Origin of the sequence: Stenotrophomonas geniculata (genome assembly GCF_034508895.1) — a bacterium.
Classification (GTDB): Bacteria; Pseudomonadota; Gammaproteobacteria; order Xanthomonadales; family Xanthomonadaceae; genus Stenotrophomonas; species Stenotrophomonas geniculata.
In genome coordinates this window covers 2,856,325-2,879,045 of record NZ_CP140571.1, presented here as the reverse complement: position 1 = coordinate 2,879,045, position 22,721 = coordinate 2,856,325, and the positions used below count along the sequence as shown (strand labels likewise).

Genomic DNA, 22,721 nt, shown 5'->3' with positions numbered 1-22,721 from the left:
CCATGAGCCGCTATGTGGTTGGCCTGACCGGAGGCATCGCCTCCGGCAAGAGCGAAGTGACCCGGCGCTTCGAGGCGCTGGGCATCGTGGTGGCCGACGCCGATCTGGCCGCACGGGCCGTGGTGGCCGCCGGCAGCCCCGCCCTGGCCCGCATTGCCGAGCGCTTCGGCGCCGACATGCTGCTGGCCGACGGCAGCCTGGACCGGGCCCGCCTGCGCGCTCACGTGTTCGCCGACCCGGCCGAGCGGACGGCGCTGGAAGCGATCACCCACCCGGCTATCCGCCTGCTGATGCAGCAGCAGTGCGAGCAGGCCACCAGCGCCTATGCGATTGCGGCCATTCCGCTGCTGACCGAGGTGGGCGGGCGGAAGGCCTACCCGTGGCTGGACCGGGTGTTGCTGGTGGATGCGCCCGAAGCCGTGCAGCACGCCCGGCTGATGCGGCGCGATGGTATCGACGCGGCGCTGGCCGACCGGATGATTGCTGCCCAGGCCAGCCGCGCGCAGCGGTTGGCGTTGGCCGATGACGTGGTGGTCAATGATGGGCAGCCGGAGGACCTGCAGGTGCAGGTGGAACAGCTGCATGCGCGGTATCTGGGGTTGGCCGGGGGTTGAGGCCGGGTTGCCGGCCAGCGGCCGGCACTACCAAAGCGCATCCACGCGCGGCGTGGATCTACTCCAGCTGCAGGCGGGCGTAGCGGGCGAGTTCGCGGGCGCCGAGCAGCAGGCCGTCGACCACATCGGGATTGAGTTGCTGGCGGGCACCGCCCTGCTCCCGCGCGAGTTCGGCGGCGTGCAGCAGCTGGATCAGGGTATGCAGACCGGCAAGCGTGCGGCTGAGGCCGGCCATCATGGCTGCCTGCGCCGGGCTGGCCCCCTGCACGTCCAGCGGCTGGCCGTCGGCGGCGTCGCGGCCATCCATGCGCGCCAGCAGCGCGGGCAGCAGGTCCTTGGGGTCATCCAGCAGAACTTCGACACGCTCGGCGACGTCGGCAGGCAGCAGGTTCGCCGCATCGCCGATCAGGGCGTGCAGCTGGGGGAACAGCGGGCGGGTGGACATGGTGGAGCTCCTCGCAGTCGGCAGGCCACCTGCAGATGCAAGGTGGCGGACGGTGCGGGTTGGCGTACCGGACAACTCCCAGATGGATGGAAACTCCGGCGGATTCCCGGGAATCCCCACGCACCGCCCGCCATGAAGCGAGCACAGTGCATTGTCCGCGATGCCGCGCGAGGCATCGGAAGCTTTCCATCTAACAGTTGATTTCAGGACGCCAATCCCGGCCAAGGCACCTGCCCCGGCCAGGCCATCAGGCCATCGCCGCACGCGGCGATCTGTAAGGAAATTCCCAAGTACGGCGCGGGCTTGCCAATGCGTGCGCTGGAACACGCGCGGGGCGCGGCAGCGATCACGGTGGTGTCGTGTTGGGCCTGAGGCCCGATCATCGCGCGAGGGTGATTCGGTGGCACAAGCGACACAGAGCGCCATACAACGTCGGCAGGACTCGTGCCGACCAAGGTCGGCACCCACCAAAGCAGGGGCCCTTAAGCAGGGGCCCTTACAGCGGCTTCGGCGAGAACGTCAGGGTGGCGATCACGCCACGCTGGCCACCGGGGCGCACGCTCACCTGCCAGCCGTACAGATCGCACAGGCGGCTGACGATCGACAGGCCGATGCCGCCGCCCTGCGAATGGCCGGCGTGGGTGCCACGGTAGCCACGCTGGAACAGCTTGGCTGCGTCTTCCTCGCTCAGGCCCGGGCCGCTGTCGGTTACCGACACCGAATTGGTGCCGACGAACACGCGTACCTCGCCGTCCTGCGAGTACTTCACGGCATTGCCGATCAGGTTGCCCAGTGCCACCGACAGCGCCGCCTCGGGCGCATTGATCACCAGGTTGCGCTCACCTTCCAGCAGCAGTTCCAGCGGCTTGCCACCCAGCTGCGCACGATGCGCGTCCAGCAGTTGCTCGGCCACGCGGGCGACGTTGCTGGTGCCCTGCCCGCGCTCGTTGCGCGACAGCAGCAGCAGCGCGCCGATCAGGTCGCTGCACTGCTGTTCGGCACGCTGGATGCGCTGCAGGCGCTGCAGCACCTTCTCGTCCAGGCCGGGCCGGGTCAGCAGCAGCTCGGTGGCGCCACGGATCACCGCCAACGGCGTGCGCAGCTCATGGCTGACGTCTGCATTGAACTCACGGTCGCGCTGCACCACTTCGGTCAGTCGCGAGGAATAGTCGTCCAGCGCCTGTGCCAACTGCCCCACTTCGTCGTCGGGGAAGCGTGGCGCCAGCGGTTCGGGATCGCTGGTGCCGCCGCGATAGGCGCGCAGCCGCGCGGCCAGATCCGACACCGGCTTCATCACCTTCGACGCCGACCACCAGCCCAGCACCAGCGACAGCACGCTGAACACCAGCACCGACAGCACCAGCGCGCGGTTGAGCTGCTTGCCGCCGCGCACGCTGTCGGTCATGTCATAGGCAAGGAAGAACCAGGCGTCGGGCGTCTTGCGCACGGCCAGCTTGTAGGAGTACGGCTCGCCGTGCTCGTCACCGCTGACGCTGTGGATGCCATCGGAGAAGCCCGCCCACTGCGCGCGTTCTTCGCGCACCCGGTCGAACTTGTCCTTGGAATAGGCATAGGCCCTGATCTGCAGCACCGGTGCGTCCGGGTTATGCCCGGGGTGCTCGTAATAGCGGCGCGCATACTCGTCGATGTTGCGGTTCATCAGCTCTTCCACCAGCTGGTTTTCCACGCGCAGGCGGGCCCAGTTGGTGGCGAACGCGAACAGTGTTGTCAGGCAGAAGCCCAACAACACGAACGAAACGATGATGCGGCTGCGCAGGCGCCGCCGATAAGGCGTGCGCCGGCGCTCCCCCTTGGTTGCCACCGAATCAGGCTTCCGGGGTGGCGATGCGGTATCCGATGCCATGGCGGGTCTGGATCAGCGGCACTTCAAACGGCTTGTCGACCACCGCACGCAGGCCATGGATGTGCACGCGCAGGGAATCCGAATCGGGCAGTTCTTCGCCCCACACACGGGTTTCCAGTTCCTGCCGGGTCACCACGGCCGGGGCCGCTTCCATCAGCGCCTGCAGGATCTTCAGTGCGGTCGGGTTGAGCTGCAGCAGCTTGCCCTGGCGGCGCACTTCCAGCGTATCCAGGTTGTATTCCAGATCGCCGGTTTCCAGCACGCGGGTCTGCACGCCCTTGCCGCGCCGCGACAGGGCGTTCAGACGCACTTCCACTTCCTGCAGCGCGAACGGCTTGATCAGGTAGTCGTCCGCGCCGGAATCGAAACCCGCCAGCTTGTTGTCCAGCGAATCGCGGGCGGTGAGCATCAGCACCGGGGTCTGCTTGCGCGCTTCGTTGCGCAACTTGCGGCAGACCTCGATGCCGTCCATGCCTGGCAGATTGAGATCCAGCACGATCGCGTCGAACTCGTGCACCACGGCCAGGTGCAGACCGGTAACCCCGTCAGCCGCGAAGTCCACGGTGTGGCCCCGGTCCTCCAGGTAGTCGCCCAGGTTGGCCGCAATGTCGCTGTTGTCTTCGATTACCAGGATTCTCACTGTCACCTCTAATTGACGAATTTGCCGACGCGCTGGGCCTGGCCCATATCACGCTGTGCCTTGTCCTTCCGCCGGGCGCGCTCGGCAACGGTAGTGCACTGCGTCGTGGCCCGGTTCGAACCCGTGGCCTTTTCACGTTGGCATATTAGACGACTATCTTCACGTGCCTGTGTCAAAACCGTGTTCACGATCTGCTGGTCGTTGAAGACATCGGTTCGTACCTGTTCAGGCATGGAATCGCGGTCAGGGTGCTGCTCGACGGCCGTACGCATGCGCACCAGCGCCTCGCGCACGCGGCTGCGGTCGGTCTGCTTCAGTTCGCTGTAGGTCTCGCCATCGTTGAGTTCGATTTCGATGCGCTCGATCTGCTGTTGCAGCGGCTTGCCGGGGATAAAGACCTCACCGGCCTGGTTCGATGCAGAGGCGGCGGTGGCCAGGGTCAGGCCCGAGACCAGGACCGCCGACATCAGGAGGGACTTCATGACAAACGAATCCTTGTTTGAGTTGAGTGCTGACTGTATTCGCACCACCTTCACGCCAGCAAGTGCCATGCGCAGGGGCATCGGACGGCCTAGTGGTTGGTGGCAGGGTTGAAGTTGTTGAAGGTGCGCTGGTCGTTGAGCAGGGCCTTGCCCTTCTCCTCGATCCGGCGGCGCTCAGCCACGGTCAGGCAGCGGCTTTTAGGCATGTTGCTGCCGGTGGTGCGGGTGTGCTGGCAGATCTGGCGGCTGTCTTCATGGGCGCGGACAAGAACCGTGTTGATCCGCTCCTGGTCGTTGAAGACCTCCGCCTGGACCTGCGGCGGGAGCTCCTGAAGCGTGCGGTGGTCACCCATGCGCTGGGTGATGCGCGCCAGTGCCTGCTGCACCTGGGCACGGTCGTCAGCGGAAATCTCGCTGTATTCGCCGTCATCGAGGGCCTTTTCAACCCGCCGGACCTGCTCGGCCACTGGTGCCTGCCCGTCCATCTGTATGGCGGTCTTCTCCGGCTTGGCGGAGACAGCACCAGACAGCCCCAGCAACAACGCGATCATCGTGATGCGGTACATCGCCAGCCTCCGGATCCATCCAGGAACGATGGGCGCCACTCTACGGCCGTCACGTTGCCTCCACAAGGGACCTGCGGCTGGCATAAAAAAGACCCAGGCGGTGCCCCGCCTGGGTCTGAAGTCGTATCCCGATACCGATCCTGCTGAGAGGCAGAGCTGCGGTTCGCTGAAGGCTACGCCGGCGCCGATTAAAGGCATGTTAAAGCCGGCCTCATTTGCCCATGAGAATTTCAAGATATTGATTAATCATGGCTTTTTGAGCTTCTCGACGTGCTCGATGATGCGCGTGGCCACATCCACCCCGCAGGCGGCTTCGATGCCCTCCAGCCCTGGCGTGGAGTTGACCTCCAGCACCAGCGGGCCGCGCGCGGAGCGGATCAGGTCCACGCCACAGACCGACAGGCCCAGCGCCTTGGCCGAGCGCACCGCCACCTGCTGTTCGGCGCGGCTGGCCTTGGCCGCCACCGCGGTGCCGCCGGCATGCAGGTTGGAGCGGAAGTCCCCTTCCGGCGCCTGGCGCTGCATCGACGCCACCACCTGGTCACCGACCACGAAGCAGCGCAGGTCGGCGCCCTTGGCTTCGCCGATGAACTCCTGCATCAGGAAATTGGCGTACAGGCCCCGCAGGGCCTCGACGATGCCACGCGAAGCACTGGCCTTCTCGGTGAGGATCACCCCCCGTCCCTGGGTACCTTCGTTGAGCTTCACCACATGTGGCGGCGGGCCGAGCATGGACAGCAGGTCGACGGTGTCATCCGGGTTGTCGCCGAACACGGTGACCGGCATGTCGATGCCCCTGGCGGCCAGCAGCTGGTGCGCACGCAGCTTGTCGCGCGAACGCAGGATCGCGTCGGAGGGGTTGGGCGTACGCGCCCCCATCAGCTCGAACTGGCGCAGCACGGCGGTGCCATAGCGGGTGATCGAGGCACCGATGCGCGGAATGACCATGTCCACGCCGGTCATCGGCCGGCCCTTGTAGTGCATCGAGAAGCCATCGGCGGCGATGCGCATGTAGCAGCGCAGCGGGTCGAGGATGCGTACGGTGTGGCCGCGCGCGCGGGCCGCCTCGACCAGCCGGCGGGTGGAGTACAGGGAGCTGTTGCGGGACAGGATGGCGAGCTTCATCGCGGCAGGATCGGACGGCAGGCGCGCAGCATAGCGCGGGCGTGTGGCGGGTGGATGATGCCCAGCAGGCCGCCGCATCTGCGTGCCTGACGGGGCTGTGCGAAGATGCCTTTCGCCGGCTGATGGACAGGACACGACCGGCTTACACACCCCAAGGAGAACCACAGATGCGAATGGGAATTCCGCTGTTGTTGCTGTTTGGCCTGGTGGGAGGCGCCGCAGACGTACAGGCTGCGCCGACCCATGCAGTCTCCCGGCTCTACTTCGATGCCAACAACACGCTGATCGGCCAGGGCCTGCGCTACTGCACAGGCAAGACACAGCACCAGGGCGTTGCCTCACACGCCAATACCCGCTGGATCGATGTTTCCTACGCCTGCCAGGGCGACTCGACCGACGTTTCCTACGGCAGCTGGGTGCCTGCGCAACTTCGGCAGGACTTCTGCACGCTGTATGACGCCTGCACGTCACTGATGCCATGGCCGGAACCCGGCCTGCCCGGCACCCTCGGCAACGGCTTCTACTCTGACTGACGGCCGGTAGCCGCCGCACCGTCTCCGGCGACGGCCACACCGTCGCCGGGGACATCCTCATGGCTCATCCAAGGGATGCGTGGCGCCGCCGAACCGCGCGGGGCAGGCGCAACGAGAAGTGCCCATCGCGGACACGCACGGCCAGTGCGGTTTCCCGCCATTCCACAGGCAAGGCGAGTGCCGTGTGTGGCGTGGGGATGCGTGTGATCGCGTCGAACGTCCAGTGTTCCTCATAGGCGTCGCAGCGAAGCGTACCGTCATCGCCGGCCTCGATCACATCGATCCAGGCCGCACTGCGGGCCTTGCCGCTGCCGCCCGTCGCACGGCGGCCAATGGCCTGCCAACGCCCCTGCCAGTGGACGAGCCATACGCCCTCGATGGGACGCAGATCCCCATCAAGCACGCTGCCCGCCACCACCACGCATCGTCCGGACGGGCTGGTGATCACCGTCTCCAGATCGCAGGCGTGACGGTCACTGGGCTCGCCATCGAGACAGAGCGCGTACGGGCAGATGCGCGCGAACAGGGTCGGATGCGCGGTCAGGCGCAGATCGTCGGGCAGCAGCGGGATGGCCCGCAGCACCCGGGCATCCGGCAGGACATGCCGCAATGCCTGCGGCAGCCCGGCGGCCAGTGCGGGATGCTCCGGTTCCAGCCATAGACCCCGGCAGGGGCGCAGCGTGCTCGATCGGCAGGGAAGATCCCGCAACCACATCGCGGCTTCGGCATCCCCGCCAAGCTGCCGGCGCTCGTGCAGTTCCTGCCAGAACAGGCTGGGAACAATCGTCAGCAGGTGCATCACCTTCTTGTCCGCTTCGTCGTAGACGATCACCGCTTCGCTGCGATCAATGTAGCCACTGGCCACGCGCAGCGCGCTTCCCGCCAGCGTCTGCCACTCGCCACTGGCATCGTGGCTGCCTCCGGTGGATACGCCCTCGACAATGGCGCCATCGCGCAGCATCTGGGTGCTGTAGGCCGGCCCTCCCATGCCCAGCTCCCCCCAATCCAACAGGACATCATGCGTGGGCGGGCGTGTGGCAAAGGGCAGCGTCGCCCGCGAGCGCAGCAGTGCGCCGCCTACGGCATCGCCGACCAGATCGAAGCGCTGCAGCACGCCGCCCACTGCAAGGCACGCGGCCAGGGCGACAACCACGCCCAGCGGCGACCACCAGGCCACGCAGATGGCGACCAGGACCAGGAACGGCAGCCACTGGGTGAAACGGCGGAGGGCGATTCGATCAACGGTCATGCGGGCAGGGTGACTGCGATTGCGCACCATTCAAACCTTCAACGCGGTGCCAGGCAATGGGGGTCGAACCGGCATTGCCGCTAGACTTTCCCTGATGATGGAACCGATGACTGCCGTGAACCGCCGGAATCTGCTGCTGGACGTACTACCGCGATGGAGAGCGCTGGCCAAGGATCCGGGAGTACCGCGCCGCATGCTTCGCCTGCCGGACTGGCAGGCAGACTGGAACGCGGGCATGGCCCTGCTTGCGCGTCATGCGCGCAATGGCGGTGAACCTGCGGAGGAGCCGCTGCAGGGGTATACGGCGCTGGAACATGCCTACGGCTGGGAAGCGGTTGCCCAGACCGGCAGCAACCTGCTGCTGAAAGGCATCGACCGCGGCTTCGCCCCCACGGCATTGCAGCAGATGCATGCCGACGTGACAAAGCTGTGGCTGGAACACGCACGTTTGCTGGCGTTAGCCCGGGACAGCCTGCAACAGCAAGGCCACGACATCGCGCTGGCCGCGTCGTTGCAACCGCGTACAACGCAGCACTACGAATACGCACTACAGTTGTTGTCACTGGGCGTGCTGCTGGATGCGCAGGATCGTCTTCCGGCGCTGGTGGAGCAGGTGCTCTGCTTCGAAACCGACCGCGTGCTGGACTACCTCAGCGCGCCGGCACTCGGCCTTGCCGAAGCAAGCGATGCGATATTCCATCCGCGCCCGTTCGCCGAGCTGTTCGCGCCATTGCGCGACGGTGAAGCGTTCGACCCTTCACTGCTGGCCGGCTACCTGCAGGTGCAGTACCGCGACTTCTTCCTGCTGTCGCCCAAAGCCCAGAAGCGGACCCGACGCCTGACCGGACCGAATGCCTGGGGCTACTGGGCGCTTGAGGTAGCAGCGCTGGTGGTGCTGTATGGCGGCGACGATGCCGCGCTGCGCACCTGCCCGCACTACCCTTCCGACCTGGTGGACTTCGCCCGGCGCTGAGTCAGGCGTCCGGCAGACCGGAAATGCCGCCGAATCGATTCTCTTCCTCGTTGCCCGGCAGCAGCATGACCGGGAAGAGGACGAATACGCCCAACGGGATGAAGGCGATCACGACGTACCAGCCAGACTCGTCGATGTCATGCAGTCGTCGAACGGCCAGGGCCAGCATCGGCGGAAGGAGGACGATGACCGCGCAGACCGTCATGCCCCACCCCAGCATCCGGAACGGCTCGAAGGCCTCCCCATCGAGCAGCACGGTGCCCGTCAGCCAGTATCCGCCGTCCATCAAGGTGTAGCTCGCTGCCACCACAAGCGCAGCAGACAGGGAGTACGACCAGAACTCTTTCCGGTTGGATCGCCCTGAAAAATCAAAGCAACGCCTGAGGGGCAAAAGTGCGGGGATCATTCGCGCTCCGGGCAGCGGACGATGGGTCAACGGTTAACGATCTTTTAGCATCCCCAAGCCCAGCACCAACTGAACCCTGCGGCCCGACGGGCCCGGCAGACAGCGGAGGTTGCAGGAGCCCGCCGCGGCAGCCGCGCAGCCGGAGACGCAGCGCGAACTACCGCACATTTTCATAGGCGTGGGCATTCTGAATCGAATCACTGGCTTGCAGCAGTGGCGGATGGGTCGAATTCCAGTTTTCCAGAATGGCGCCTCTGCTAGCGTCACTGCTCACTCATGGATTCGAGGTTTTGAATGGCTGCGATTTCTTTTCCGCTGATGCTTGCACTGCTTTCCGCGCAGGCTCCGATGGCCGCAAACGCAGAAAGTGACTACGCCAGAGCCGCAGCAGCATCGATCGGGCCTGGCATCTGCGACCCCGGCATGGACATGCTGCCGAACGGCGGAGGCGTGGTGATCCGGCGCTGCGGCAAGAACGGTACGGTCGCGGGCGTTGGCAGCAATATCGATGCTGCGACGGCCAACACCAATGGCTTCCTTGCCGTCGCCGAAGAAGGCCCCGTCTGCAGTGTTTTCGCGCGCGACCCCTATGTCAGCCTCCCGGCACCGGGTGTCGGTATCAAGGCGCAGTGCAGTTCCACGCCGCTTTCCGCCTATGGCATGACGACCACCACTGCGGGACAGAACGTGCTTGAGCTGGCCATCAACCTGGCGGCGACCCAGGCCTGGTGCAATGTCGACTACTACTACGGGTCGGCGCATGGCTATAAGTATCCCTACACCTGCAACCGCCCGGGCCAGTCCTGGAGCGTTGCCGGTCTTGGCTCCAGCGTCGACGATGCAAACGCAATGGCAATGCGGCTTGTGAAGAAATCTTCCAAAACCGGTACGCACTGCTATTTTGACAACGCCCAGTTGAATGGCGTCGTCTTCCGCGCATACCTGCACTGCAACGGATCGACCTATACCGGTTTCGGGAGTTCCGTCACTGCCGCGGCCAAGGACGCCGCTGCGCAAGCGGGCGCATAAGCCGCTTCGGGCTGTGGTTCGGAAGAGCCACAGCCCAACACTGAGGAAAGAGATTCCGGCGCTGCTGCCACACGCTGGACCTGGGTGTGGTTCAACGAGTGCGCCGCGTCTGCCTGGGGTGAATACCCTGGAGACATGGAGCGGGCGATGGGAATCGAACCCACGTCAGTAGCTTGGGAAGCTACAGCTCTACCATTGAGCTACGCCCGCATTGCGGATGAAAGTCTATGCGGAGCGGCCGGTGTTGCGCAATGGTGGCCGCCGCACCCGCCGGGCACGGCCCGGCGCTGCCGTGCAGGCATCCCAGGCACCTTGCGGTGCCCGGGATGTTGCATTCATCAGAAACTGCCACCCACGGTGGCGAAGATCGTCGCGTCACGGGCGCGCTTCTGCGCAGCCGTGGTGCTCAGGCCAACGTTGCCCTGCAGGCCGAACAGGTCCATGCGCGCACCCAGTACGGCGGTGGCGTAGTTCTTGTCGAAGTCCAGGCCCGGCACACGGTAGCTGCCCAGTTCCGGCAGGGTCTGCAGCCAGGCGCTGGCCTGCTTGGTGTCCTCGAACTCGTGGTCGTAGGTCACCTGCACGTAGGGCTTGACGGTGCCGCCATCGAAGCGGGCCTGCCAGCCGACGCGGCCGACGGTCGAGTCGACGTTCTGGCGGTCGTAACCCAGCGCAGTGGCCATGGTGCCGGCGGTGGCGCTTTCGGTGTAGCCGTCGATCTTCACCTTCTGCCAGATCACCGAAGCGATCGGGCCGTGGCGGAAGCCACCTTCGGTGCCGAACTCGTAACCGGCATTCAGTGCAGCGGTCAGGTTGCTGCCATCCGGCGAGCCACCATGCTCACGGGTGGCCGGGCCCAGCTGGACCTTGCGGTTCACGTCATACGACAACCAGGTGTAGCTGACCTGGCCGTTGACCCAGACGCGGTCGCCATACCAGGCAGCGAACAGGCCGGCGGTGGTGTCCTTCTGGGTGAAGTCGCCACGGCTGTTGCCGAAGTCGGCGCTCATGCGGCCGAAGCCGGCGAAGCCACCCACCACCACGCCGTTACGTGCCCAGTCGACACCGAACAGTCCGGCCGGCGCCACGCCGTCGTACAGGTCGGCGTGGTCATAGCGCTGCATGTCACCGCGCACGCCACCCCACCACGACAGGCCATCGGCCGGACGGGCGCCCAGGTGGTTGCTGACCTGGTCGGCACGCGAACGGCCGACCGTCTGTGCCGAGTGGCTCAGCACCTGCTGCAGGCGCGGAGCCTCCAGCACCGAGACGGCGTACTGGCCCAGCAGCTGGTGACCGGTCACAGTGGGATGCACGCCATCGGCGAACAGATAGGTCTGGTATGCATCGGGGCTGACGTAGGTCGTCGGGTTGCAGCCGATGATGCTGCCCGTGGTGTTGGCCGGGTTGATCTTGCAGGCGGTGCCGGTGACGTTGGTGAAGCCGTACATGCCCGGGTTGGCGGTCACTTCACGCAGGATGCTGAAGGTATCGAGCGGAATGAACTCGATGCCTGCCTGCTTCAGGCCGCCGTACAGCGCCTTGTTGTAGCCCACCGACATGGCGGTGGCGGCTGCCGCGTTGGGGCCGCGGAACTGCGGCGTGATGCCCACGTCCGGCAGGTTCGGCACCAGCACGTACTGGGCACCGGCCTGCTTCAGGGCGCCGACCAGCGCGATCTGGTCGGTGACCGCCGCGCCGATGATGCCCTGCACCTGGGCCGGCGACGCACCCGCGCCGGCAGCACCGGCCGCGGCGAACAGGTCGTTGGCGCCGCCCCAGACGGTATACAGGGCATTACGATCAGCCTTGCCGCCGTTTGCGGCCAGGTAACGGGCCGCCTGCGACTTCAACGACGGGATTGCGCCAAGGGCACCACCGCCTTCGACCGACACGCGGGCACCGCCGACAGCGTAGTTGTCGCCGTTCTGACCGTTGCCGTTGGGGTCCTTGTTGAGGCCGTAGTAGTTGGCGACCTGCTGCGACCACACCCAGCCCGGGTTGGTGGTGAACTGGCCGGAGAGCCCCTGGGTGGCCTCAGGCAGCAGCGGGCGGAAATAGCCGGCGTCGGTGAGGCTGTCGCCGAAGAACACCGCCTTGGAATACGGACTTTCGCCTGCCATGGCCGGCAGCGCGGCGAGTGCGATCGCAGCCGCCATCAGGGAGCGGATCGGGTGTTTGCTGAGCTGCATCTAGGAACTCCTGTGGGGTAAATAGGTTGGAATCCGGCGCACGTACGCCGGCGCACGGTCAATGGTTTCACCGCGCCGCCGTTTGCTCACGCTGCGCCGCCGCATGGATTGTCGCCTGATCACGCCGGAACCCGCTGTGCTGGAGCTGGCGCCCGGTTCAAATTGCAAACGTTCCGATCTCGACGGGCTATCAGCGACAATGCAGGGATGAACATCCAGCTCAACGGCGAACCCCGCACCCTGCCCGCCTCGGCGACCCTCCACGACCTGCTCGAGGCCGAGCAGCTGCTGCAGCGCCGGGTGGCGGTGGAGGTCAACGGCGAGATCGTCAGCCGCAGCCGCCATGGCGAGCACGTCCTGGCCGAAGGCGACATCGTGGAGATCGTGCACGCGCTGGGCGGGGGCTGAGACCTGCGCGGGTTTGCCGGCCAGCGGCCGGCACTACCCATGCCGATCCGCGGCCGGCACGCCATTGCGTGATCCCATCTTCAGGCGGATAGGCGATAATCGCGCCATGAACGTTCATGTCTCCCCCGATTCGCTGGTGATCGCCGGCAAGACCTATGGCTCGCGGCTGCTCACCGGCACCGGCAAGTTCAAGGATCTGGAAGAAACCCGCCTGGCCACCGAGGCTGCAGGCGCCCAGATCGTCACTGTGGCCATCCGCCGCACCAACATCGGGCAGAACCCGGGCGAGCCCAACCTGCTCGACGTGCTGCCACCGGAGCGCTACACCATCCTGCCCAACACCGCCGGCTGCTACACCGCCGAAGACGCGGTGCGTACCTGCCGGCTGGCACGTGAGCTGCTGGACGGCCACAACCTGACCAAGCTGGAAGTGCTGGGCGACCAGAAGTCGCTGTACCCGGACGTGGTGCAGACCCTCAAGGCCGCCGAACAGCTGGTCAAGGACGGCTTCGAGGTGATGGTCTATACCTCCGACGATCCGATCCTGGCCAAGCGCCTGGAAGAGATCGGCTGCGCTGCGGTGATGCCGCTGGCCGCACCGATCGGCTCGGGCCTGGGCATCCAGAACAAGTACAACCTGCTGCAGATCATCGAAGACGCCAAGGTGCCGATCATCGTCGACGCCGGCGTGGGCACCGCCTCGGACGCGGCAATCGCGATGGAGCTGGGCTGCGACGGCGTGCTGATGAACACCGCCATTGCCGGTGCACGCAGCCCGGTGCTGATGGCCAGTGCCATGCGCAAGGCGGTCGAGGCCGGCCGCGAGGCGTTCCTGGCCGGGCGCATCCCGCGCAAGCGCTACGCCAGCGCCTCCTCCCCGGTGGATGGGCTGATCGGCTGATGACCAATCCTTTCGACAGCGCCGGCTCCAAGGCTCCGCCCAAACCCTTCACCGTCAGCGAAGGCCGCCGCGAGGTGCGCAGCTTCGTGTTGCGCCAGGGCCGCTTCACCCCCGCCCAGCAGCGCGCGTTCGACGAACGCTGGCCGCGCTTCGGCATCGATTACAACGGCCAGCCGCGTGACCTGGACGCCACCTTCGGGCGCCCGGCGCACAAGGTGCTGGAAATCGGCTTCGGCAACGGTGCCGCGCTGCGCTTCGCCGCCCAGCACGACCCGTCGCGCGACTACATCGGCATCGAAGTGCACGCGCCCGGCGTGGGCCGGCTGCTGAACGCGCTGGCCGACGACAACGCCGACCACGTGCGCCTGTACCACCACGATGCGGTGGAAGTGCTGCAGAACGAGATCGCCGACGGCGCGCTCGATGAAGTGCGCATCTACTTCCCGGACCCGTGGCACAAGAAGCGCCACAACAAGCGCCGCCTGCTGCAGCCGGCGTTCGCCGAGCTGCTGGTGCGCAAGCTGCGCCCGGGTGGCCGCCTGCACTGCGCCACCGACTGGGAAGACTACGCCGAGCAGATGTGGGACGTGCTCGATGCCACCGCCGGCCTGGTCAACCGCGCCGGCCCGCGTGGCAGCGTGCCGCGCCCGGACTGGCGCCCGCAGACGCACTTCGAGACCCGCGGCCAGAAGCTCGGCCACGGCGTCTGGGACCTGCTGTACGACCGCACCTGACGATCGCCTGAGGACGCCGCGCCCTACATGGATACCGCGCTGACGCTGACCAACGACATGAAGCTCGTGCTCGGGCTGGTCGGCTTCACGATGGCGATGTTCCTGTTCGAGCGCATCCGCGCCGACGTGGTCGCGCTGGTGGTGCTGGTGGTGCTGGGTGTCACCGGCCTGATCGCGCCGGAGGAAATCTTCGGCGGTTTCTCCGGTAACGCGGTGATGAGCATCATCGCCACCACCATCCTCGGTGCCGGCCTGGACCGCACCGGGGCGCTGAACCGGCTGGCGGCCTGGCTGCTGCGGCGCGGCCATGGCGTCGAGCAGCGCTTGCTGATGATGACCACGGCCATCGCCGGCCTGAACTCGTCCTTCATGCAGAACCCGTCGGTGATGGCGCTGTACCTGCCGGTCGCCTCGCGACTGGCAGCGCGCACCGGCCTGACCCTGCAGCGCCTGCTGCTGCCGATCTCGGCGGCAATCGTGATGGGCGGCGCGCTGACCATGGTCGGCAACTCGCCGCTGATCCTGCTGAACGATCTGCTGGCCTCGGCCAACAACAACCTGCCCTCGGGCCTGGCCACCATCGAGCCGCTGCGCATGTTCGCGCCGCTGCCGATCGGCGTGGCCCTGCTGATCGCCTCGCTGCTGTATTTCCGCTACTACGGCGACCGCAAGCTGATCGAGGAAGAGAACCTGGTCAACGACGGGGTCACGCCCGCACGCACCGAGAGCTACTTCGCCAAGACCTACGGCATCGAAGGCGATGTGTTCGAGCTGGTGGTCAGCGCGGAAAGCCCGCTGGTGGGCATGACCCTGGGCGAGGCCGAGAACCTGCACGATGCGCCGCTGCTGCTGGCCCTGAAAACCGGCAACGACACCCGCCTGGCGCCGCCGGCGGAAATGCGCATCTGGGTCGGCAGCGTGCTCGGTGCGATGGGCCCGCGCGAGCAGATCCACGATTTCGCGCAGAACCAGTTCCTGCGCATGTCTTCGCGCCTGAAGCACCTGGGCGACCTGTTCAACCCGAGCCGTGCCGGTATTTCCGAGGCGGTGGTGCCGCCGACCTCCAACGTGATCGGCAAGAGCGCCGCCGACCTGCGCCTGCGCAAGGAGCGCGGCATCAGCCTGCTTGCGATCAACCGCGACAAGCAGGTGATCCGCGAGGACGTGCGCGACGTGCAGCTGCGCGCCGGCGACATGCTGGTCTTCCACAGCATCTGGACCGATCTGGCGCAGGCCGCGCGCAGCCGTGACTTCGTGGTGGTGACCGACTACCCGACCGGCGAGCAGCGCCCGCACAAGTTCAAGATCGCGATGGCGATCTTCGCGCTGACCATCCTGATCGCGCTGACCAGCAAGCTGCCGGTGGCGCTGACGCTGATGACCGGCGTGGCCGGCATGCTGCTGACCGGCGTGCTGCGCATGGACGAGGCCTATGCCTCGATCAACTGGAAGACGGTGTTCATGATGGCCGGGCTGATTCCGCTCGGCTGGGCGATGGATTCCAGTGGTGCGGCGGCATGGGTGGCCGGCCATACCATCGACAAGCTGCCGACCGGCATCCCGGTGTGGGTGCTGGAGGTGGCGCTGGCGCTGCTGACCACGGCGTTCTCGCTGGTGATCAGCCATGTGGGCGCAACCATCGTGATGGTGCCCATTGCGGTGAACCTGGCACTGGCGGCGGGTGGCAACCCGACGGCGTTCGCGCTGATCGTGGCGCTGTCGGCGTCCAACAACCTGATGACGGCGTCCAACCCGGTGATCTCGATGATCACCGGCCCGGCCAATTACACCCCGCGCGAGATGTGGCGGGTCGGCGGACCGTTGTCGCTGATCTACACCTGTGTGGTGGTGTTGATGATCAACCTGATGTTCTGACGGTTGGGTTTGTTGGCAGGGCTGCGCCCTGCACCCGCCGAAGCCGAAGCCGAAGCAACAGCAACAGCAACAGCGTGCATTCCGTGGGATGGCGGGGTGGGTCCGGTTGCGGGGGACGCTGCAAGTACGTCCATGTAAGCTCGGTCGCCGCATCCATGCGGCTCACGCCCCCGCAACCGGACCCACCCCGCCTTCGACAGTTTTCCGCGAGCTGTCGGCGTTCTGCTCTGGTGGGTGTCGACCTTGGTCGACACGGTGGATCCACACCATGCGTGGATGAATCTCTGGATCCCCATTGATCCTGTGAGTGCGAACCTTGGTTCGCGCACCGGTTACATCAGGCCAGGTAAACCTGCCCGTCGCGCACGTCCACCGGTACGGCGCGCAGGCGGTCGCCCTTGCACGGGCCGGCAATGCAGTCGCCGCTGTCCAGCGTGAACGAGGCGCCATGCGCGGCGCACACCAGGTGGCCTTCGCGGCTCTTCAGGAACTGGCCCGGGGCCCAGTCCAGGCGTCGGCCGGCGTGCGGGCAGATGTTCAGGAAGGCACGCACCTGCGCGCCGTCGCGGTACAGCACCAGCGATTCGGCATCGCCATCCACCACCGCTTCGACCTCGGCAAACGCGCCATCGGCAATGGCATCAAGGGCGATCAAGGAAGCAGCGGCAGTCATGGCGAAGGCTCGGACAGTAAACCCGCATTGTCGCATGCCCACTCAGGTGACTGGCTGCGACATGAACACAAGTCATTGATCCGTAATAAGCACAGGCTATATTTAACGAGTTTTTCACTCAATGACAGTGGCGCGTCCCGATACTCTGTTTTCGCTGATCCCAGCCTATCGAGCCGCCATGTTCAATCGCGCATCCGCCTTCAACCAGTTCCGCACCCTGTTCGCGCCGCGCAAGCCGCGTCACCCGCTGGTGCGCGTTGCCGTGGGCCTGCTTGGCCTGGCGATCCTGGCCGCGATGGTGTTCATCGGCGTGTTTGTTGGTGCGGCGATGATCATGGTCGGCCTTGCGTGGAAGCTGCTGGCCTCGCGCAAGCCGGGTGCCGCGCGTCCGGTCGACCCGACCGTGGTCGAGGGCGAGTACCGCGTGGTGCGCAAGCCGGTGTTGCCGGTCTCGCGCTGACCTACGCCATCCGCGCCCGCTGACGGCGGGCGCCATGCGTTCTAGACTGCGGGCACGCCCTTCCTGGATGCCCGCATGTCCGATGTCTCCGATGTGATCCCTGCCGTAGCCCTGCCGCGTGTGCCGGTAGCCGGTGGCGGCAGTTTCCCCGTGCACCGCATCTACTGCGTCGGCCGTAACTTCGCCGACCACGCCCGCGAAATGGGCGCAGCGGTGCCAGCGGCCGATGACCGCGGCCGCCCGATGTTCTTCAGCAAGCCGGCCGATGCGATCGTGATCGGCCACGACGATGCCATCCCCTACCCGCCGGCGACTGCCAACCTGCACCACGAAGTGGAACTGGTGGTGGCGATCGGCCGCGATGCGCCTGCCGGTGAGCTGGCCGTGGCCGATGCCGATGCACTGGTCTACGGCTACGCCGTGGGCCTGGACCTGACCCGCCGCGACCTGCAGGCCGCCGCCAAGGACAAGGGCCACCCGTGGGACGCGGCCAAGGGCTTCGATGCCTCCGCGCCGATCAGCGAAATCGTCCACGCCGAGGAAGTGGGCGACCTGGCCGCGCTGAACCTGTCGCTGGAGGTCAACGGCGAGGTGCGCCAGCAGGCGCTGCTGGACCAGATGATCTGGAACGTGCCGGAGATCCTGCACGAGCTGTCCAAGCTGTGGCAGCTGCGTGCCGGCGACCTGGTGTTCATGGGCACCCCGTCCGGTGTGGCCGCACTGAAGCCCGGCGACCGCTTCAGTGCCCGCCTGGAAAACGTGGCCGAGCGCCACGGTGTGATCGCCGGCTGACATCACCTGCGCTACCCTGCGCGCTGTCCACTTCCCCATCGGAGAAAAACAACAATGGGAATGCTCACCGAGTTCAAGGAATTCGCGATGCGCGGCAACGTCATCGACCTCGCCGTCGGCGTGGTGATCGGCGCGGCCTTCGGCAAGATCGTGACGGCGCTGGTCGAGAAGATCATCATGCCGCCGCTGGGCATGCTGATCGGCAAGGTGGATTTCTCGCAGCTGGCGTGGACGCTGTCGCCGGCCCGCATCGGGCCGGACGGCAAGGAGATTCCGGCGGTGGTGATCGGCTACGGCGACTTCATCAATACGCTGATCCAGTTCGTGATCGTGGCCTTCGCCATCTTCCTGGTGATCAAGGTGATCAACCGCCTGTCGCGCAAGAAGGAAGCCGCTCCCGCTGCGCCGGCCGAGGAAGTGGTGCTGCTGCGCGAGATCCGCGACAGCCTGAAGAAATAAGGTATCGGGCGCCTACCGGCGCCCCTCCCACCTGTAGAGCCGAGCCCACGCTCGGCTGATCTGCAAAAGGCAGCCGAGCATTGGCTCGGCTCTACAGAAGCAGGCGAAAGCCCCGCCCCGGCGGGGCTTTCGCTTTGCTGCATCTGGCGGAAAACAGCATCCGCGCCAGCCATGACCTCCCGCCCATGCACCGGGCTGAACGACTGTTAAGCTCCAAGGCTTGGTCCCTTCCCGGAGCTGTCCATGCGTCGCCGCGTCCTTGCCATCGCATCCTCCCTCGCCCTGCTGGCCGCCCCGGCCTTCGCGGCGCCGCACACCACCACCCTGGCCCCGGCGTCGCTGGCCACCGCCGCACAGCTGCGCGACCAGGCGCTGGCCGATGACACCGGCTGGAAGGTGGTCGAATCGCTCACCACCGAAATCGGCCCGCGCATTGCCGGCAGCGAGGCTGACGCCCGTGCCGTGGCCTGGGCCGAGGCCAAGTTCAAGGCACTCGGTTTCGACAAAGTCTGGAAGGAGCCGGTGACCTTCCCGAAGTGGGAACGCCGCAGTGAGCACGCCGCCGTGACCGGCAAAAACCCGCAGCCGCTGCAGATCACCGCACTGGGCGGCAGCCCGGGCGGCACGGTGGAAGCGGAAGTGGTGCGCTTCGCCGACCTGGCCGCACTGCAGGCCGCACCGGCCGGTTCGCTGAAGGGCAAGATTGCCTTCGTCGATTACCAGATGCTGCCGTTCCGCGATGGCCGCGACTATGGCCGTGGCGGCGCGATCCGCAGCAAGGGCCCGTCCGAAGCGATCCGCAAGGGCGCAGTCGGTTTCCTGATGCGCTCGGCCGGTACCGACTCGCACCGCGTGCCGCACACCGGCATCACCCGTTTCGATGACGGCCTGACGCCGGTGCCGTCGGCGGCGCTGTCGGTGCCCGATGCCGACCAGCTGGCGCGCCTGCTGGCCCGTGGCAGCACCACGGTGAAGGTCGCGCTGGATTGCGGTTGGGATGGTACCGCCACCTCTTACAACGTGATCGGCGAGATCACCGGCCGCAGCCTGCCGAAGGAAGTGGTGGTGATTGGTGGTCACCTGGATTCATGGGACCTGGGCACCGGCGCGGTGGATGACGGCGCGGGCGTGGGCATCACCATGGCCGCAGGCCACCTGATCGGCCTGCTCAAGCAGGCGCCGAAGCGCACCATCCGTGTGGTCGCCTTCGCCAACGAAGAACAGGGCCTGTACGGCGGCAAGGCCTACGCCGAGGCGCATGCCAAGGACGTGGCGCTGCACCAGCTGGCTGCCGAGAGCGATTTCGGTGCGGGCCGCATCTACGCCTTCAACACCGGTTCGCCGAACCCGGAAGGCTCGCGCGAAGCGACGAAGCAGATTGCCGAAGTGATGAAGCCGCTGGGCATCGAGTACCAGGCCGACAAGGGTGGCCCGGGCCCGGACGTCGGCCCGCTGGCCGCCAAGGGCGGTGCGTGGGCGTGGCTGGCGCAGGATGGTTCGGACTACTTCCACCTGCACCACACCGCCGACGACACGCTGGACAAGATCGATCCGAAGGCGCTGGCGCAGAACGTGGCTGCGTATACCGTGTTCGCGTACCTGGCGGCGGAGGCTGATGGCAACTTCGGCAGCGAAGCCAAGGCGACCACGCCACCGAACGAGTGATGCGGTAGCGCCGGGCCATGCCCGGCGAGCGCAGTGGCGGGAGCGGTGCGAACCAAGGTTCGCACCCACCACGGCAGATCCCGCATCGGTAACGCCGGGCCATGCCCGGCGAGTGAAGCGGCAGGAGCGGTGCGAACCAAGGTTCGCACCCACCAAGGCAGATTTCGCACCCACCGGGCGCCACTCAGCTGCGGCGGTTTGCCCACTGTGCCAGCAAAACCGCCGTGGCCGAGGCAACGTTGAGGCTTTCCACCGCACCACTGCCGGGAATCGAGACCTGCAGATCGCACTGGCTCGCCAGGCCACGGTCCATGCCTTCGCCTTCAGCGCCCATCACGTACACAAGCCGTTCCGGCAGGGACGCACGGAACACGTCGTCGCCACCATCAACGAGGGTCGCGGCCAGCCCGAAGCCGGCCGCACGCAGCTGTGCCATCGCCTCTGCGGTCTCCGGCAACTGCACCAGCGGCACCGCCTCGGCACCGCCCTCGGCCACGCGTGCGGCGGCACCGGACAGCGCCAGCGTGCTGCCGGCCGGCAGCAGCAGCGCCTTGACCCCGAAGTGTGCGGCCGAGCGCAGGATCGCGCCGAAGTTGTGCGGGTTGCCGACACCATCAAGCCACAACGCCAGCGCCGGACCTTCGCCCAGATCCGCCAGCCACTGCGCCAGCGGCACGACCGGCGCGCGCAGCACGTCGGCCACCAGGCCTTCGTGGTGCGTGGTAGCGGCCAGCTTGTTGAGATCGCCCTCTTCCACCACGCGATAGCCCACGCGGTTGGCCACGCACCACTTCAGCACCGGCTGCATGCGCGGAATCAGCGCGTCCACCAGGTACAGCTTGCGCAGCGCCTGCGGGCGCTTGGCGAACAGGGCCTGCACGGCGTTCCAGCCATACAGGCGCAGTTCGTCGTTGCCACGCCCCGGCGGTGGCGGGGTACCGCCCTCACGCGGTGGCAGCGGGGTGGCCCGCGGCGGTCGCGACGACGGGCGGCGGGCGTTCTTCCAGGGATCATTCACTACGGGACAACTCCAGCTTGCGTTGACGCCAGAAATCGGCGTTCTTGATGCCCAGGGCATCGGGGTCGAAGATCGGATCGAGGCCGAGCTTCTTCTGTCGTTCGTAATCACGCAGGGCCAGCATGGCCGGCTTCTGGATGATGAGGATGGCAATGATGTTCAGCCAGGCCATCAGGCCCACGCCGATGTCACCCAGCGCCCAGGCCAGGGTGGCGTTATGGAACGCGCCGAACACCACCATGCCGATGATGCCCAGGCGCAGCAGCAGCACGGTCAGCGGGCGCTTCTTGTTGTGGTTCACATAGCTGAGGTTGGTCTCGGCCATGTAGTAGTACGCCATGATGGTGGTGAAGGCGAAGAAGAAGATGGCGATGGACACGAACGCCGAGCCCCAGCCCGGCAGCACGGCTTCAACGCCGGCCTGCGCGTAGCCTGCGCCTTCCGGGATGCCGGCCAGGCCCTGGAAGATCGGCGCGGCGCCGGGCACCGGCGAGTACACATTGTAGGTGCCGCTGGCCAGGATCAGGAACGCGGTGGCGGTGCACACCATCATGGTGTCGAAGTAGATGGCGAAGGCCTGCACGTAGCCCTGCTTGGCCGGGTGCGAGACTTCCGAGGCGGCTGCAGCATGCGGGCCCGAGCCCTGGCCGGCTTCGTTGGCGTAGATGCCGCGCTTGATGCCCCACTCCACTGCCAGGCCCATCATCGCGCCGAACGCGGCGTGGGTGCCGAAGGCGCTCTTGAAGATGATGCCGAACATTTCCGGCACGCGGTCGTAGTTGATGATCATGATGACGATGGCCATCAGGATGAAGCCGGCGGCCATGAACGGCACCACCACTTCGGCGAAGTTGGCGATGCGCTTGACGCCACCGAAGATCACCACGCCCAGCAGCAGCGCGACCACGATGCCGATGCCCAGCTTCAGCGCCTGCACCGACTCCATGCCGAAAGCCTGGCCATCGAGCGGACCGCACAGCGCGGTGCCACGGCAGGCGTTGATGATGCTGTCGGCGATGGCATTGGCCTGCACGCCCGGCATCAGGAAGCCGGCGGCGATGATCGTGGCGATGGCGAAGGCCAGCGCGTACCACTTCAGGCCCATGGCCTTTTCGATGTAATACGCCGGGCCACCGCGGTAGCGGCCTTCGGCGTCCTTGGTCTTGTAGATCTGCGCCAGGGTGCATTCCACATACGACGTGGACGCGCCGAGGAAGCCCATCACCCACATCCAGAAGATGGCACCGGGGCCGCCGAAGGCGATGGCGGTGGCCACGCCGGCGATGTTGCCGATGCCCATGCGGCCGGCCATCGACATGGCCAGGGCCTGGAACGAGGACACGCCGGCGTCGGATTTCTCACCCTTGACGGTGAGGCGGCACATCTCGACGAAACCACGGATCTGCATGAAGCGCGTGCGCAGGCTGAAGAACAGGCCGGCGGCCAGGCACATGAAGATCAGCGCCTTGCTCCAGATGATGCTGTTGATGAAATGTACGGTAGCTTCCACGCGCGCTCTCTCCAGTCGGCGGGTTGTAAGGACGTCCCGTCGGCTGGAGGGGACCGGTCGATTCTCCCTGATCGAAGGCCGCTGCGGTAGCGCTGTTTTGCAGGGCCG

Annotated in this window: 24 protein-coding genes and 1 tRNA gene; 12 read left to right on the top strand and 13 right to left on the bottom strand. The window is 66.5% G+C overall.

All coding sequences use genetic code 11. The features are described 5' to 3' along the window. Positions 1-2 precede the first annotated feature (2 nt). Complete coding sequence (gene coaE, locus RI032_RS13245; RefSeq protein WP_322547119.1) at positions 3-614, top strand: dephospho-CoA kinase; 612 nt, start codon at positions 3-5, stop codon at positions 612-614. A 58-nt stretch (positions 615-672) separates the two neighbouring features. Here coaE and RI032_RS13240 read toward each other — a convergent pair whose 3' ends face one another. The 6 genes from RI032_RS13240 to rimK all read right to left on the bottom strand — a co-directional run bounded on the left by RI032_RS13240 (position 673) and on the right by rimK (position 5,736). Next, positions 673-1,059 carry a hypothetical protein gene (locus RI032_RS13240; protein WP_049481722.1) on the bottom strand — a complete coding sequence of 129 codons (387 nt, stop codon included), beginning with the start codon at positions 1,057-1,059 and terminating at the stop codon, positions 673-675. 496 nt (positions 1,060-1,555) lie between these two features. Further along, positions 1,556-2,923 carry a sensor histidine kinase gene (locus RI032_RS13235; protein WP_322547118.1) on the bottom strand — a complete coding sequence of 456 codons (1,368 nt, stop codon included), beginning with the start codon at positions 2,921-2,923 and terminating at the stop codon, positions 1,556-1,558. After that, positions 2,886-3,563 (bottom strand): response regulator transcription factor, encoded by a 678-nt coding sequence (locus RI032_RS13230; protein ID WP_005410804.1) that lies wholly within the window; start codon positions 3,561-3,563, stop codon positions 2,886-2,888. Before RI032_RS13230 ends, RI032_RS13235 begins: the two co-directional genes overlap by 38 nt. A gap of 8 nt (positions 3,564-3,571) precedes the next feature. Next, on the bottom strand, positions 3,572-4,045 hold the full coding sequence (locus tag RI032_RS13225) for a hypothetical protein (protein ID WP_019336437.1): 474 nt from the start codon (positions 4,043-4,045) through the stop codon (positions 3,572-3,574). An 89-nt stretch (positions 4,046-4,134) separates the two neighbouring features. Beyond that, positions 4,135-4,611, bottom strand: a complete 477-nt coding sequence (locus RI032_RS13220; protein ID WP_010481495.1) for a hypothetical protein — start codon at positions 4,609-4,611, stop codon at positions 4,135-4,137. Between the two features lie 246 nt (positions 4,612-4,857). Next, positions 4,858-5,736 (bottom strand): 30S ribosomal protein S6--L-glutamate ligase, encoded by an 879-nt coding sequence (rimK, locus tag RI032_RS13215; protein WP_164136207.1) that lies wholly within the window; start codon positions 5,734-5,736, stop codon positions 4,858-4,860. 167 nt (positions 5,737-5,903) lie between these two features. Between rimK and RI032_RS13210 the strand changes: the two genes are divergently transcribed. Continuing rightward, positions 5,904-6,269 (top strand): hypothetical protein, encoded by a 366-nt coding sequence (locus RI032_RS13210; RefSeq protein WP_224328455.1) that lies wholly within the window; start codon positions 5,904-5,906, stop codon positions 6,267-6,269. A 64-nt stretch (positions 6,270-6,333) separates the two neighbouring features. On the opposite strand, the gene RI032_RS13205 is transcribed toward RI032_RS13210, so the two are convergent. Beyond that, positions 6,334-7,518 carry a hypothetical protein gene (locus RI032_RS13205; protein ID WP_322547117.1) on the bottom strand — a complete coding sequence of 395 codons (1,185 nt, stop codon included), beginning with the start codon at positions 7,516-7,518 and terminating at the stop codon, positions 6,334-6,336. Between the two features lie 19 nt (positions 7,519-7,537). On the opposite strand from RI032_RS13205, the gene RI032_RS13200 reads away from it, so the two are divergent. Further along, entirely contained in the window at positions 7,538-8,491 is a 954-nt protein-coding gene (locus RI032_RS13200) for a PoNe immunity protein domain-containing protein (RefSeq protein WP_322547116.1), read from the top strand. A gap of 1 nt (position 8,492) precedes the next feature. Here the strand turns inward: RI032_RS13200 and RI032_RS13195 are convergent, their stop codons facing one another. Further along, positions 8,493-8,897, bottom strand: coding sequence for a DUF805 domain-containing protein (locus RI032_RS13195; protein ID WP_322547115.1), 405 nt, complete (start codon positions 8,895-8,897; stop codon positions 8,493-8,495). A gap of 294 nt (positions 8,898-9,191) precedes the next feature. Between RI032_RS13195 and RI032_RS13190 the strand changes: the two genes are divergently transcribed. Further along, positions 9,192-9,926 (top strand): hypothetical protein, encoded by a 735-nt coding sequence (locus tag RI032_RS13190; protein ID WP_322547114.1) that lies wholly within the window; start codon positions 9,192-9,194, stop codon positions 9,924-9,926. 136 nt (positions 9,927-10,062) lie between these two features. Here the strand turns inward: RI032_RS13190 and RI032_RS13185 are convergent. Both RI032_RS13185 and RI032_RS13180 read right to left on the bottom strand, forming a co-directional pair. After that, a tRNA-Gly gene (locus RI032_RS13185) sits at positions 10,063-10,136 on the bottom strand. A 128-nt stretch (positions 10,137-10,264) separates the two neighbouring features. Further along, entirely contained in the window at positions 10,265-12,118 is a 1,854-nt protein-coding gene (locus tag RI032_RS13180; RefSeq protein ID WP_049454768.1) for an autotransporter domain-containing esterase, read from the bottom strand. 207 nt (positions 12,119-12,325) lie between these two features. On the opposite strand from RI032_RS13180, the gene thiS reads away from it, so the two are divergent. The 4 genes from thiS (at position 12,326) to RI032_RS13160 (ending at position 16,036) form a co-directional block, all read left to right on the top strand. Further along, positions 12,326-12,526, top strand: a complete 201-nt coding sequence (gene thiS, locus RI032_RS13175) for a sulfur carrier protein ThiS (RefSeq protein ID WP_010481472.1) — start codon at positions 12,326-12,328, stop codon at positions 12,524-12,526. Positions 12,527-12,632: 106 nt separating this feature from the next. Beyond that, positions 12,633-13,427 carry a thiazole synthase gene (locus tag RI032_RS13170; RefSeq protein WP_010481470.1) on the top strand — a complete coding sequence of 265 codons (795 nt, stop codon included), beginning with the start codon at positions 12,633-12,635 and terminating at the stop codon, positions 13,425-13,427. Beyond that, positions 13,427-14,161 carry a tRNA (guanosine(46)-N7)-methyltransferase TrmB gene (gene trmB / locus RI032_RS13165; protein ID WP_010481468.1) on the top strand — a complete coding sequence of 245 codons (735 nt, stop codon included), beginning with the start codon at positions 13,427-13,429 and terminating at the stop codon, positions 14,159-14,161. The genes RI032_RS13170 and trmB overlap by 1 nt, the downstream gene beginning before the upstream one ends. Positions 14,162-14,188: 27 nt before the next feature. After that, positions 14,189-16,036, top strand: coding sequence for an SLC13 family permease (locus RI032_RS13160; RefSeq protein ID WP_049413367.1), 1,848 nt, complete (start codon positions 14,189-14,191; stop codon positions 16,034-16,036). A gap of 337 nt (positions 16,037-16,373) precedes the next feature. On the opposite strand, the gene RI032_RS13155 is transcribed toward RI032_RS13160, so the two are convergent. Then, positions 16,374-16,709 (bottom strand): Rieske (2Fe-2S) protein, encoded by a 336-nt coding sequence (locus RI032_RS13155; RefSeq protein ID WP_134959206.1) that lies wholly within the window; start codon positions 16,707-16,709, stop codon positions 16,374-16,376. Between the two features lie 178 nt (positions 16,710-16,887). Between RI032_RS13155 and RI032_RS13150 the strand changes: the two genes are divergently transcribed. The 4 genes from RI032_RS13150 (at position 16,888) to RI032_RS13135 (ending at position 20,085) form a co-directional block, all read left to right on the top strand. Then, positions 16,888-17,169, top strand: coding sequence for a hypothetical protein (locus RI032_RS13150; protein WP_010481462.1), 282 nt, complete (start codon positions 16,888-16,890; stop codon positions 17,167-17,169). A 75-nt stretch (positions 17,170-17,244) separates the two neighbouring features. Then, positions 17,245-17,961, top strand: a complete 717-nt coding sequence (locus tag RI032_RS13145) for a fumarylacetoacetate hydrolase family protein (protein WP_322547113.1) — start codon at positions 17,245-17,247, stop codon at positions 17,959-17,961. 54 nt (positions 17,962-18,015) lie between these two features. Further along, complete coding sequence (gene mscL / locus RI032_RS13140) at positions 18,016-18,420, top strand: large-conductance mechanosensitive channel protein MscL (RefSeq protein ID WP_010481458.1); 405 nt, start codon at positions 18,016-18,018, stop codon at positions 18,418-18,420. Positions 18,421-18,663: 243 nt separating this feature from the next. Next, complete coding sequence (locus tag RI032_RS13135) at positions 18,664-20,085, top strand: M28 family peptidase (protein ID WP_109814713.1); 1,422 nt, start codon at positions 18,664-18,666, stop codon at positions 20,083-20,085. A 184-nt stretch (positions 20,086-20,269) separates the two neighbouring features. Here RI032_RS13135 and RI032_RS13130 read toward each other — a convergent pair whose 3' ends face one another. Beyond that, on the bottom strand, positions 20,270-21,103 hold the full coding sequence (locus tag RI032_RS13130; protein WP_071306356.1) for a TrmH family RNA methyltransferase: 834 nt from the start codon (positions 21,101-21,103) through the stop codon (positions 20,270-20,272). Continuing rightward, positions 21,096-22,613: an alanine/glycine:cation symporter family protein gene (locus RI032_RS13125; protein ID WP_010481454.1), complete on the bottom strand. Its 1,518-nt coding sequence runs from the start codon at positions 22,611-22,613 to the stop codon at positions 21,096-21,098. The genes RI032_RS13130 and RI032_RS13125 overlap by 8 nt, the downstream gene beginning before the upstream one ends. Positions 22,614-22,721: the final 108 nt, after the last annotated feature.